Source organism: Rhizobacter sp. P2_G4 (assembly GCF_056403575.1).
This window is the reverse complement of sequence record NZ_JBFUFG010000002.1, coordinates 1,344,269-1,356,186: the sequence shown is the minus strand read 5'-3', so window position 1 is coordinate 1,356,186 and position 11,918 is coordinate 1,344,269. Positions and strand designations below refer to the sequence as shown.

Here is an 11,918-nt window from a genome sequence, read left to right as displayed (position 1 = left end):
CTATCGAGATCCGGACATGGCCTCTGACACCTCATCGCCACGCCTTCAAAGCAGCCAACGCCGCCACGCCAGCGTGCCGCCGGTCGACCCGCCTCGCTATGCGCCGACGGCTGTCAACCCGGTCCGCGCCAAATCACGCCGGCTCGCAACCGACACCTACATCGAACCGCACAGCCACACCTGGGGCCAGCTCGCCTTCTCGGTCACTGGCGTCGTGCGGGTGACGGCGGAGAACAGCACCTACATCGTGCCGCCGTCGCGCGCGGTGTGGATCCCGCCGCGTGTGGAGCACGTGGTCACCGTGGTCGAAGAGGCCGAGCTGCGCACGCTCTATCTGCACCAGGACGCCGACCAGTGCGGTCCGGAGATGCGGCCTGCAGCCGATTCGCCCTGGCGCGTGTGCCGCGTGATCGAGGTGTCGAGCCTGCTGCGCGAACTCGTGATGCACCTGTCGATCGACCCCGGCCCACGCACGCCCACCGAGCGGGAACGCCACCTCAGCGCGCTGGTGCTCGACGAAATGCGCCGCGCCCGGGCGGTGCCGATCGGCGTCGACCTGCCGCGGGACAAGCGGCTGCGCGCCCTGTGCGAGGCGGTGCTGAACGACCCGACCCGCTGGTCCACGCTCGAGACCTGCGCGCGCAATGCCAACGCCAGCCCACGCACCGTGGCGCGGCTGTTCCGCAGCGAACTCGGCACCACCTTTTTGCAGTGGCGCCAGCAGGTGCTACTGGCCAAAGCCTTGTCGATGGCCGCACGCAAGATCCCGATGGCCGTGATCTCGGCCGAACTCGGCTACGCGAGCGCCAGCGCGTTCACGGCCATGGTGCGCCGCTCGGTCGGCTCGCCGCCGAGCCGCTTCTTCGCCTAGCCTGACACCTGCGTTCTTGGGTAGTTACCCTGTCCCTCGTTCGGGGGGCGTTATCAACCAATGGTTGCAACCCTACGGATGGCTCGCGGCCGCACCCCGCCTAGACTTCGCGCACAGCGCCAGTCGACGCGCGACCTAGGGAAAAGCCATGCTCACATCGCTCTTCGGGGATCTGCGAACGATCCGAGGTACCCAGACCCGTGACGACCACCACGCCCCTGAAGAGCGCGACCATGGGTTTGCTGCTACCGCGATCCTGGAAAGCATCGCCACCGAGGTCAACGACCGGGGCCAGATGGTCGACAGCCACCTGCGCGACCTCGTCGTCTCGGGGTCGCCCGCGCAGGCGATCCGCGACCACTTCGCCTCCACCCGGGCCGACCTCGATACCGCAAGCCGCCTGATCGCCCTCTTCGACCCGACCGGCGTGTGGGCTGCAGCAGTGATCAAGGCCTTGTCCGACGCCAGCGGGCGCCAGGTCGAACGGCTGCACCTGCGTGAGCAGGGCACGTTGCGCACGCTGGCGATGATCGAACGAACCACGCTTGAGCGACGCCACGAAGACGCACTGCGCATCTACCACGCCGACGTGCGGGCGCCTGGCGTCGACAACGCCTCCGTGCCGCTGGCTTTGATGGAGCGCAGCCACATGACAGCGGTGATCGTCGGCGCCATGCAGCCGCACGCCATCGACGAAATGCTCGAGACGCTGCAGACCGCCGTGCGGCACCCGAACTGGCGCTGCCCCACCCTGCTCTTCATGCTGCCGCCCAACGCCGTGTGGATCGCCAACAAGATCGGCATGGCCGACTGGCCTGCGCGCCTGAAGGTGCAGGTGCTCAACGAGGCGCTGACCAGCGCGTCTGCCCTGTGGAACTCGCTACTGGGCATGTGGAACCGCGTGAAGAAGGAACCGGTGTGGGCTCCGCCGCAGCTGCCTGCCGCGACCGGGCTCGATGGCTTCCAGATCAAGGTGGCCGATCTGTCTGCGTCGTCCGCGGCCTTGCCCCCGACCACCCCCACCTCGACTCCCGAACCGACGACATCCGGTCGCGGCCCGGCACTCGATCCGGCCTTGGCCGTGAAGGCGCTGGCAGCACTGTCGGCGCTCGATGGCGTGCTCGCCTGCGCAGTGGTCGACGGCGGCACGGGCCTCATCCTTGCCAAGCACTCACGCGAAGACCCAGCCATTCCACTGGAGCTGGCCGCCGCCGCCAGCACGCAGATACTGCGCGCCCACCAGCAGGCCTCGCGCGACCTCGGCCTCACCACCGAAGCTGATGAGGTGATGACAAGCGCCGGCCCGCGGCACCACGTGATGCGGACCGTGTCGCGCCACCGTGACCTGTTCCTGTTTGCCGTGCTGGACAAGCAGCGGACCAATCTGGCTTTGGCTCGCTACAAGCTGATGGAGGCTGAGCAAGGCCTGGACTGACATAGGCCCCCCAGTCGCTTCGCTCCTGCCTCCGAGGGGCTGAGCCCGGACATATCTTGTCCAGTGGACAAGATATGTCTGGCGAAGGGCCGGGCGTCCTCGCCCGGCGCGGCCTGCAAGGCCCGCCTGGCGGCCCGGGAGACCCGGGCTCTTGGGCGTTGCTTGATTGGCACTTGCTCCGCGGTGCATTGGCCAAGGGGCTTGTGAGCGCCGGGTCAGCTTGCAGCGGCTACCATGATTGGCCTGGGCTGACACGGCCCGCCATCACACCCAGCCATGAGCCAAGTGCTGTTCGACTACACCCGGCAAGACGCCACTGGCGCCAGTTGCACGGCCCATGCGTGGGCCAAGGTTCCTGAGCCGCTGACGCCTGCCGGCCGCGAGGAATGGAAGGCGCGGGCCAAGACGCTGCTGGCCAAGCACAACGCGGTGCTGGTGGCGCATTACTACGTCGACGGCGACTTGCAGGACCTGGCGCTCGAGACGGGCGGCTGCGTGGCGGATTCGCTGGAGATGGCGCGCTTCGGCCGTGACCACGCCAGCAAGACGTTGATCGTCGCCGGGGTGCGCTTCATGGGAGAAAGCGCAAAGATCCTGAGCCCCGAGAAGCGTGTGCTGATGCCGGATCTCGACGCCACCTGCTCGCTCGACCTGGGCTGCCCTGCCGACGACTTCACGCGTTTCTGCGACGCGCACCCCGACCGCAAGGTCGTCGTCTACGCCAACACCAGCGCAGCCGTGAAGGCGCGTGCCGACTGGATGGTCACGAGCTCGTGCGCACTGGCCATCGTCAAGCACCTGAAGGACCAGGGCGAGAAAGTCTTGTGGGCGCCCGACCGCCACCTCGGCCGCTACATCCAGAAGGAAACCGGCGCCGACATGCTGATGTGGAACGGTGCCTGCATCGTGCACGACGAGTTCAAGGGCCTCGAGCTCGACCTGTTGAAAGCGCAGCACCCCGGCGCCAAGGTGCTGGTGCACCCCGAGTCGCCCGAAAGCGTGGTGGCCCAGGCCGATGTGGTGGGGTCAACCTCGCAGATGCTGAATGCGGTCGTCAACATGGATGCGCAGACCTTCATCGTTGCCACCGACAAYGGCATGTTCCACCGCATGCGGCAGATGGCGCCCGGCAAGACGCTGATCGAGGCACCGACCGCCGGCAACAGCGCCACCTGCAAGAGCTGCGCGCATTGCCCGTGGATGGCGATGAACGCGCTGCAGGGCGTGGTGGCATGCCTGGAGCAAGGCACTGGCGAGATCTTTGTCGACGAACCCATCCGCTCGCAGGCCCTGGGCTGCATCGACCGCATGCTTGACTTCGTGAAGCGCAACCCTGCGGCCACCCAGAAACCCGGCCTGGTGTCCAACATCGGCGCCGCCTGAAGAGACAAATCATGTTCGAGTTCAACGAGACGCTGGAACAGGCGCGAGCGCGCAACATTCGCGATGCGCTGATGGAAGACATGGGCCGCAACGACTGGACGGCGCAGCTCGTGCCGGCCGGCCAACGCGTGAAGGCGCGGGTGCTGGTGCGCGAAGAGGCCGTGCTGTGCGGCCGCGACTGGTTCGACGGCTGCATCCATGCGCTCGATGGCCAAGCCCGCGTCGACTGGCACGCCGACGAAGGCGCCAAGATGGCCGCCGACACGCTGGTCTGCCACATCGAAGCCGACGCCCGAGCTTTGCTGTCAGCCGAACGCCCTGCGCTCAACTTTCTGCAGCTGCTGTCGGCCACCGCCACCGTGACGCGCCGCCATGTCGACGCGATCGTTGGCGCCTCGCCCAACCCACGCGGCTGCGCGGTGCTCGATACGCGCAAGACCCTGCCCGGGCTGCGACAGGCGCAGAAGTACGCGGTGCGAACAGGCGGCGGGCAGAACCAGCGCCTGGCGTTGTGGCACGGCATCCTGATCAAGGAGAACCACATCGCTGCGGCCGGCGGTGTCACGGCTGCCCTGCGCAATGCCGAGGCCTTGAGATCCGGCGTCGACATCCAGATCGAGGTGGAGAACATCACGCAGTTGCGTGAGGCCCTGGACGCAGGAGCCAAGAGCGTTCTGCTCGACAACTTCACCGAACCCTTGATGCGTGAAGCCGTGGCCATCACTGGCGGGCGCGCGCTACTCGAGGTCTCGGGCAACGTGCAACTCGGGCAAATGCGTGAAATTGCAGCCACTGGCGTCGACCGCATCTCGATCGGGCGCTTGACCAAGGACGTCAAGGCGACGGACTATTCCATGCGGGTTCTCGAACGCATTTGAGTCGAAGCCTGCCCACCATGAGCGCAGACTTCGAATCCATCCACAACCACTACGAGCGGATCGTCTTCGAGGCGGTGTCGACCGGCTCAAGCGACTACCCCCAGGTCCAGCGCGAACTGCTCGCCGATGTCGCCTGCGTGGCGCTGAACCGGCTGCCGCCGCGCTACATCCGCCACGACGTGGACCTGGTGTTCTATCTCACCGAGAACGAGCGCGCCAACAACGAGGCGGCCATCGCCGAGGCGGTGAAATACGCCTTCGAGTTCGTGCAGGCACGCAATGCGATGCGCGCTCGAAGCTGACGGGTCCGGCGCCGGGCCGCCCCAAGCCGGACGGCGCCCCTCGGGGGCAGGAGCAAAGCGACTGGGGGGCCGTAGTCAGTTAGCCGCAAAGGCCGGACATCGAGTCGCCTGAACCTGACACCTTGCGCTGGCTGCTGGTCGCCGGCCGCACGAGGATGGTCGGGAAGCTGACCGGCAGCGTCTGCGGGAAGTCGCGGCTGTAGTGCAGGCCACGGCTTTCGTGCCGCATCAGCGCCGAGCGCACGATCAGTTCGGCGCAGTCGACGAGGTTGCGCAGTTCCAGCAAGTCCCGCGTGACGCGGAAGTTGGCGTAGTAGTCGTCAATCTCGCTGCGCAGCAAATGGATGCGGTGCAAGGCGCGCTCGAGGCGCTTGGTGGTGCGCACGATGCCCACGTAGTTCCACATCAGGAGGCGCAGCTCGTCCCAGTTGTGCGAGATGACAACCTGTTCGTCGGCGTTCTCGACCTTGCTCTCGTCCCATGGCGGCGGGGCCGGCTGCAGCCCGATCGTCTGGCTCAGGATGTGGTCGGCGCAGGTCTTGCCCAGCACCACGCACTCGAGCAGCGAGTTGCTCGCCAGCCGGTTCGCACCGTGCAGGCCGGTGTAGGTGGTTTCGCCCACGGCGTAGAGCCCGGGCACGTCGCTGCGGCCGTGCAGATCGGTGACCACGCCGCCGCAGGTGTAGTGCGCCGCCGGCACCACGGGGATCGGCTGCCTGGTGATGTCGATGCCGAGGGCCAGGCAACGCGCGTAGATCGTCGGGAAGTGTTCCTTCAGGAAGTCGGCACCCAGGTGCGTGGCGTCGAGCAGCACGTTGTCGACACCATGCTTCTTCATCTCGAAGTCGATCGCGCGGGCGACGATGTCGCGCGGTGCCAGCTCGCCACGTTCGTCGTGCGCGGGCATGAAACGCGTGCCGTCGGGCAACAGCAGCTTGCCGCCCTCGCCTCGCAGCGCCTCGGTGATCAAGAAGCTGCGCTCCTGCGGGTGGTACAGGCAGGTCGGGTGGAACTGGATGAACTCCATGTTGCCGACGCGCGCACCGGCACGCCAGGCCATTGCGATGCCGTCGCCGGTGGAAGTGTCGGGGTTGGTGGTGTAGCGGTAGACCTTGCCAGCGCCGCCGGTCGCCATCACCACCGCGCTCGCAGGCAGCGTCTCGACGCGTTGCTTGTCGATGTCGAGCGCGTAGACGCCATAGCAACGCGGCGGCTCGTCGCGCTTCAGGTGGCGCGAGGTGATCACGTCGACCGCCATCCACCGCTCCAGCAGGCGGATGTTGGGGTGGCGGGCCACCTCTTTCAGCAATACGTCGTGGATGGCCTTGCCGGTGGCATCGGCCGCATGGGCAATGCGCCGAACCGCGTGGCCCCCTTCGCGTGTGAGGTGCAGGCCGAGCGGGCCGGTGGGGTCGGGCGAGAAAGGCACGCCGCACGCCACCAGCCATTCGATGGCGGCAGCGCTGTGCTCGGCGATGAAACGTGCGGTTTGCTCGTCGACGAGCCCGGCGCCGGCGTCTTGCGTATCGCGCACATGGGAATCGATGCTGTCGTCCGTGCCCAGCACGCCGACGATGCCGCCCTGCGCCCAGGCGGTCGCGCCCTCGTTGAGATTGCGCTTGGCCAGAACCACCACGGGCCGCTGCTCGGCCAGGTGCAGCGCCACGGTCAGGCCGGCAAGCCCCGCGCCAACAATCACCACGGGGAGCGTCGACGAAGCAGACTGGCGAGCAGACATGGGCGGAGATGGGCCGACCTGGCGTCAAAAAGCGCGCGGGCGGTGGACCAAGCGTAGAGGCGGCCGATTCTATCGACGCGCCTTGAGCCGCTTCGCACGCCTTAGGGATTCCCGCCTTGCCCGGGGTGTGAAATCATCCCGATGTAAAAGTCACAATTTGAAACGCGCCCCCTACACTGCGACGATGCAAGGGACACAGATGTCGATTTCCCCTCCCAACCATCCTTCGGACAGCCCAGATGACGACGGGTGGCAGGCCACCCGGGCCGAGACCACAGTCGCAACCCAGATTCAGCCCCGCGAAGAAGACGAAGTGAGCGCCGAGAGCCCCGACATCGGCCGGCAGATCAACCCCAACCAGCGTGAGCTTTTCGTCTCGTGCGACCCCGCCGAGGCGATGCAGCAGCAGTTCGATCACCTGCAGCCCGAGTTCATCGCGCTGCACGACATCGGCACCACCTCGTCACGCAAGCTGTTGGCTGGCGTGGCGTCGGCCAGCGGCCGCAGCGTGCAGAAGCTCGTGATCCGCCGCCAGGGCTACGGCACGCCGCTGGCGACGCTCGAGTTCATCGATTTCCCTGCGGGCAACCAGTCGCTGCGCATCTACACCACCGAAGCCGACGCCGACACGGTGGCACGCCATGAACTGGCGCGCGTGCTGCTGAGCTACAGCCGCCTCGGCGTGTTGATGGTGGGCGACATGCCGCCTCACCTGATGAACTCGTCGTTCGAGCCGCTGCACGAGGCCATGATCAAGGACAACTGGCACAACCGGCACCTGCTGTTGCTGCCGCTGGCCGCCTCCAGCGCGCTGAGCAGCCACGGGACCGACCTCGGCCGGGGCACCGGTGTGAACGTGCGCACCACGCCGCAGGTCACGCGCCCGGCCGACGCCTGGTCGTTCATCAGCGGCACCTGGAACCGGCTGCGCGAGCACATCCACACCGAATCCGGCAGCAGCCTGCCTGCCTTGCCCGGCGCAGGCAGCCGTGCCCCCGGCCAGCCGCCCGTCACCGCGCCAGCAGCGTTGTCGCCTGCCGGTCCTCCATCCGGGCCCGCGCCATTCGTGATGAAGCCGATGCCGACAGTGCGCGCCGCCGAGCCGCGCCCCGCCGACACGCCGCTGGCCCGCTACGTGAACCAGCTGATCGAACTCACCGGCATGGTCAGCGTCGCCATTTTCGATACGGCCACCGGGCGTACCCAGCTGCACGCAGGCGCACGGCCCACGGCCGACGAACTCGGCCAGCACGGCGCCACGCTGCTGGCCGCGATGTCGCAGGCCAGCCGCACGCTGGGGCTGGGCCACACGCTGCCCGAGGCCGCCATCACGCTGGGTACGCACCACCTGTTGCTGCGCGCGGTGCCCAACCATCCCGGCTTGGCCCTGCACGCGGTGCTCGACAAGACGCACGCGAACCTGACACTCGCGCGCCTGCAGATCCTGCGGATGGACTCCCTACTGGGAGGCTGAGCGCGCGACAGCGAGCGACCGATCAAGCAACGCCCGCGGAACCGGCTTTGCCGGGCCGCCAGGCGGCGCCCCTTGGGGGCAGGAGCGCAGCGACTGGGGGGCTCAATGAACCACGCGCTCGAAGACGAACTCGCCTTCGTGCACGTCCACCGGCACCACATCCTTCGGTCCGAACTTGCCTTCGAGGATCAGCCTGGCCACCGGGTTCTCGATGTGCTGCTGGATCGCTCGCTTGAGCGGCCGCGCGCCGAACACCGGATCGAAGCCGGCCTTGGCCAGTTCGGCGAGCGCCTGTGGCGAGACCTCGAGCTTCATGTCCATCTTCTCCATGCGCGCCTCCAGCACCTTGAGCTGAATCTTCGCGATAGCCTCGATGTTGGCCCGGTCGAGTGCATGGAACACCACGGTCTCGTCAATGCGGTTCAAGAACTCGGGGCGAAAGTGCTGCTTCACCTCGGCCCATACCGCTTCGCGGATGAGTTCCGTGTCCTGCCCCGCCATCTGCATGATGAGGTGTGAGCCCAGGTTGCTGGTCATCACAATCACGGTGTTCTTGAAGTCCACGGTGCGGCCCTGGCCGTCGGTCAATCGACCGTCGTCGAGCACCTGCAGCAGCACGTTGAACACGTCCGGGTGGGCCTTCTCCACTTCGTCGAGCAGCAGCACGCTGTAAGGCTTGCGGCGCACGGCTTCGGTCAGCGCCCCTCCTTCCTCGTAGCCCACGTAGCCCGGAGGCGCACCGATCAGGCGGCTGACCGAGTGTTTCTCCATGAACTCGCTCATGTCGACGCGAATCATGTGGTCTTCGCTGTCGAACAGAAAGCCCGCAAGCGCCTTGCACAGCTCGGTCTTGCCAACGCCGGTGGGGCCGAGAAAGAGGAACGAGCCCGTCGGCCGGTTCGGGTCAGACAGGCCTGAGCGCGAACGGCGGATGGCATTGGCCACCGCGAGAATGGCTTCGTCCTGCCCCACCACACGCTCATGCAGCTTGGTTTCCATCTGCAGCAAACGGTCGCGCTCGCCTTGCATCAGCTTGGCCACCGGAATGCCTGTGGCGCGCGCCACCACCTCGGCGATCTCTTCGGCGCCGACCATGGTTCGCAGCAGCTGAGGCTTGCCCGATGCGCTGCCTTTTACTTCCTTGGCCTGCGCATCCTTCAGCGTCTTCTCCAGCTCGGGCAGCTTGCCGTACTGCAGCTCGGCCACCTTGTTGAAGTCGCCCTTGCGCTTGAATTCCTCGATCTGCGTGCGCAGCCGATCGATCTCTTCCTTCACGTGGGCAGAGCCCTGCGCGGTGGCCTTCTCGGCCTTCCAGATCTCGTCGAGATCGGCGGCTTCGCGTTGCAGGCGAGCGATCTCTTCCTCGATCAGGCTGAAGCGCTTTTGCGAGGATTCGTCTTTCTCGCGGCGCACCGCTTCACGCTCGATCTGCAGCTGGATCAGCCGGCGGTCGAGCTTGTCCATGACCTCGGGCTTGGAGTCGATCTCGATCTTGACCTTGGCCGCCGCTTCGTCGATCAGGTCGATGGCCTTGTCGGGCAGGAAGCGGTCGGTGATGTAGCGGTGGCTCAGCTCGGCCGCAGCCACGATGGCCGGGTCGGTGATCTCCACGCCGTGGTGCACTTCGTACTTCTCTTGCAGGCCGCGCAGGATCGCGATGGTGGCTTCGACCGAGGGCTCGTCAACGAGCACCTTCTGGAAGCGCCGCTCAAGCGCAGCATCTTTCTCCACGTACTTGCGGTACTCGTCGAGCGTGGTCGCGCCGATGCAATGCAGTTCGCCGCGCGCCAGCGCCGGCTTCAGCATGTTGCCCGCATCGATCGCACCTTCGGCCTTGCCGGCACCGACCATGGTGTGGATCTCGTCGATGAAGACGATGGTCTGGCCTTCGTCCTGCGCCACTTCCTTCAGCACGCTCTTCAGGCGCTCTTCGAATTCACCGCGGAACTTGGCACCCGCCAGCAGCAGGGCCATGTCGAGCACGAGCACGCGCTTGTTCTTCAGCGTGTCGGGCACTTCGCCAGCCACGATGCGCTGGGCCAGGCCTTCGACGATGGCGGTCTTGCCGACGCCCGGCTCGCCGATCAGCACCGGGTTGTTCTTGGTGCGGCGCTGCAGCACCTGGATCGCGCGTCGGATCTCGTCGTCGCGCCCGATCACCGGGTCGAGCTTGCCCTTGCGGGCGCGTTCGGTCAGGTCGAGGGTGTACTTCTTGAGGGCTTCGCGCTGGCCTTCGGCTTCCGGGCTGTCGACCTTCTGGCCGCCGCGCACGGCGTCGATGGCGGCGTCGAGCGCCTTGCGGGTGAGACCGTGTTCCTTGACCAGCGGGCCGATGCTGGTTTTGCTGTCGGCAGCAGCCAGCAAGAACATCTCGCCGGCGACGTACTGGTCGCCGCGCTTGGTGGCTTCTTTCTCGGCGGCCTGCAGCAGCGCGGTAGTATCGCGGCCCGCCTGAACCTGCTCTCCGCCTTCCACCTGGGGCAGCTTCTTGATCTCGGCGTCGAGCGCCGACTGCAGCTTGGCGGTGTTCACGCCCGCGCGTTCGAGCAGGGCCTTGGGGCCATCGGTCTGCGCCAGCATCGCCGCCAGCACGTGCACGGGTTCGATGTAGGGGTTGTCGCGGTTGAGCGCCAAGCTTTGGGCTTCACCGAGGGCTTCCTGGAACTTGGTGGTGAGTTTGTCGAGACGCATGGATCAATCCTCCGATTGCAGATGATCTGAGGCGCATCGGCCCAAATTCAAGCAGACATCAAGCCAGGAGCGCACGCCCCAGCCGGAACCCGAGGCCGGCACAGGCCAGCGAACCCAGCACATGCGCCATCGTGTGCGCGCAGGCCCAGGCGTATTCGCCGCGCTGCATCAGCGAAAGCGACTCGCCCGAGTACGCCGAGAAGGTGGTCAGCCCGCCCAGAAAGCCGGTGACCAGCAGCAGGCGCAGCAGGTCATTGGGCGTGCGGTCGAACCACACCAGGGCCATGCCGATCAACAGGCCACCCACGCAATTGACCACCAGCGTGCCCAGCGGAAAGCCGCTCCAAAGCGCGTTCAACCAGACGTTGGCGCCCCAGCGCAACAGCGCCCCGATGGCAGCGCCGACGGACACCGCCAGCATCTGCGCCCACGGAAATGCGGCCGTCACGAGGCCACGCCCGATGTCGAGTTGCTGCTGGCAATGCCCCATCGCGCCAGGGCGTCGTCGTCACCCACCCGAGCATCGACCCAGCGCGCGCCCTCGGGCGTGTGTTCCTTCTTCCAGAACGGGGCTTGTGTTTTCAAATAATCCATCAGGAACTCGCAGGCCTTGAAAGCTTGTCCGCGGTGCGCCGAGGTCACAGCCACCAGCACGATCTGGTCTTGCAGTTGTAGCGGGCCGACGCGGTGGATGACGCGCACGCCGCGGATGTCGAAGCGCGCGTGAGCGGCATCGATCATCGATTCGATCGCGCGCTCGGTCATGCCGGGGTAGTGCTCCAGCTCCATGCGGGTCACGCCCTTGCCGTCGCTGCGGTCGCGCACCGTGCCGACGAAGCTGACGACAGCGCCGACGCCGGCATCGGTCGCCCGCAGTGCGGCGACCTCGGCACTGAGGTCGAAATCTTGTGTCTGGATCGCCACGCGCGCTGCACTCATCGCTCGAATTGTGGCACCGCGTCCGGCAGAATGAAGCCCATGTCTTTGTGCCAGATCAACCCCCTCGCCGCTCGCGGCATGGGTGCGCCTGCGCTCAAATCCAAAAAGCAAACGCTCATCTGACCGGAGCGTTGCAGTTCCGTCGTCAGATGAGCGACGGAACAGACACTCGGCTTCGGTACCCTCCCCGCCATCCTGATCCAGCGC

Annotated in this window: 10 protein-coding genes; 6 read left to right on the top strand and 4 right to left on the bottom strand. The window is 66.6% G+C overall.

Features of this window, described 5'->3' with window-relative positions; all coding sequences use genetic code 11:
- Positions 1 to 16: 16 nt before the first annotated feature.
- From AC1DYS_RS12705 to AC1DYS_RS12685, 5 genes are all read left to right on the top strand, one after another.
- Positions 17 to 871 (top strand): AraC family transcriptional regulator, encoded by an 855-nt coding sequence (locus tag AC1DYS_RS12705; RefSeq protein WP_477899483.1) that lies wholly within the window; start codon positions 17 to 19, stop codon positions 869 to 871.
- Between the two features lie 148 nt (positions 872 to 1,019).
- Positions 1,020 to 2,306 carry a roadblock/LC7 domain-containing protein gene (locus AC1DYS_RS12700; protein ID WP_477899481.1) on the top strand — a complete coding sequence of 429 codons (1,287 nt, stop codon included), beginning with the start codon at positions 1,020 to 1,022 and terminating at the stop codon, positions 2,304 to 2,306.
- Between the two features lie 276 nt (positions 2,307 to 2,582).
- Entirely contained in the window at positions 2,583 to 3,689 is a 1,107-nt protein-coding gene (gene nadA, locus AC1DYS_RS12695) for a quinolinate synthase NadA (RefSeq protein ID WP_477899479.1), read from the top strand.
- Positions 3,690 to 3,700: 11 nt separating this feature from the next.
- Complete coding sequence (gene nadC, locus AC1DYS_RS12690; protein WP_477899477.1) at positions 3,701 to 4,567, top strand: carboxylating nicotinate-nucleotide diphosphorylase; 867 nt, start codon at positions 3,701 to 3,703, stop codon at positions 4,565 to 4,567.
- Between the two features lie 17 nt (positions 4,568 to 4,584).
- Positions 4,585 to 4,869 carry a late competence development ComFB family protein gene (locus tag AC1DYS_RS12685; RefSeq protein ID WP_477899475.1) on the top strand — a complete coding sequence of 95 codons (285 nt, stop codon included), beginning with the start codon at positions 4,585 to 4,587 and terminating at the stop codon, positions 4,867 to 4,869.
- A 79-nt stretch (positions 4,870 to 4,948) separates the two neighbouring features.
- On the opposite strand, the gene nadB is transcribed toward AC1DYS_RS12685, so the two are convergent.
- Positions 4,949 to 6,607, bottom strand: a complete 1,659-nt coding sequence (gene nadB, locus AC1DYS_RS12680; protein WP_477899473.1) for an L-aspartate oxidase — start codon at positions 6,605 to 6,607, stop codon at positions 4,949 to 4,951.
- A 199-nt stretch (positions 6,608 to 6,806) separates the two neighbouring features.
- Here nadB and AC1DYS_RS12675 point away from each other — a divergent pair, with 199 nt between their 5' ends.
- Positions 6,807 to 8,081, top strand: a complete 1,275-nt coding sequence (locus AC1DYS_RS12675; protein WP_477899471.1) for a hypothetical protein — start codon at positions 6,807 to 6,809, stop codon at positions 8,079 to 8,081.
- Between the two features lie 102 nt (positions 8,082 to 8,183).
- Here the strand turns inward: AC1DYS_RS12675 and clpB are convergent, their stop codons facing one another.
- Genes clpB through AC1DYS_RS12660 form a run of 3 tightly spaced genes read right to left on the bottom strand, consistent with a single transcriptional unit; the run spans position 8,184 to position 11,711 of the window.
- Positions 8,184 to 10,772, bottom strand: a complete 2,589-nt coding sequence (gene clpB, locus AC1DYS_RS12670; protein WP_477899469.1) for an ATP-dependent chaperone ClpB — start codon at positions 10,770 to 10,772, stop codon at positions 8,184 to 8,186.
- A gap of 58 nt (positions 10,773 to 10,830) precedes the next feature.
- The gene (gene crcB, locus AC1DYS_RS12665) at positions 10,831 to 11,220 is read right to left on the bottom strand and encodes a fluoride efflux transporter CrcB (RefSeq protein ID WP_477899467.1); all 390 of its coding nucleotides are present in this window, start codon (positions 11,218 to 11,220) and stop codon (positions 10,831 to 10,833) included.
- Positions 11,217 to 11,711: a molybdenum cofactor biosynthesis protein MoaE gene (locus AC1DYS_RS12660; protein WP_477899465.1), complete on the bottom strand. Its 495-nt coding sequence runs from the start codon at positions 11,709 to 11,711 to the stop codon at positions 11,217 to 11,219. Before AC1DYS_RS12660 ends, crcB begins: the two co-directional genes overlap by 4 nt.
- Positions 11,712 to 11,918 lie beyond the last annotated feature (207 nt).

What these genes read in the sequence shown, in the direction of transcription:
- AC1DYS_RS12705 (WP_477899483.1), top strand. Translation starts at nt 17, where the DNA reads ATGGCCTCTGACACCTCATCGCCACGCCTTCAAAGCAGCCAACGCCGC.
- AC1DYS_RS12700 (WP_477899481.1), top strand. Translation starts at nt 1,020, where the DNA reads ATGCTCACATCGCTCTTCGGGGATCTGCGAACGATCCGAGGTACCCAG.
- nadC (WP_477899477.1), top strand. Translation starts at nt 3,701, where the DNA reads ATGTTCGAGTTCAACGAGACGCTGGAACAGGCGCGAGCGCGCAACATT.
- AC1DYS_RS12685 (WP_477899475.1), top strand. Translation starts at nt 4,585, where the DNA reads ATGAGCGCAGACTTCGAATCCATCCACAACCACTACGAGCGGATCGTC.
- nadB (WP_477899473.1), bottom strand. Translation starts at nt 6,607, where the DNA reads ATGTCTGCTCGCCAGTCTGCTTCGTCGACGCTCCCCGTGGTGATTGTT.
- AC1DYS_RS12675 (WP_477899471.1), top strand. Translation starts at nt 6,807, where the DNA reads ATGTCGATTTCCCCTCCCAACCATCCTTCGGACAGCCCAGATGACGAC.
- clpB (WP_477899469.1), bottom strand. Translation starts at nt 10,772, where the DNA reads ATGCGTCTCGACAAACTCACCACCAAGTTCCAGGAAGCCCTCGGTGAA.
- AC1DYS_RS12660 (WP_477899465.1), bottom strand. Translation starts at nt 11,711, where the DNA reads ATGAGTGCAGCGCGCGTGGCGATCCAGACACAAGATTTCGACCTCAGT.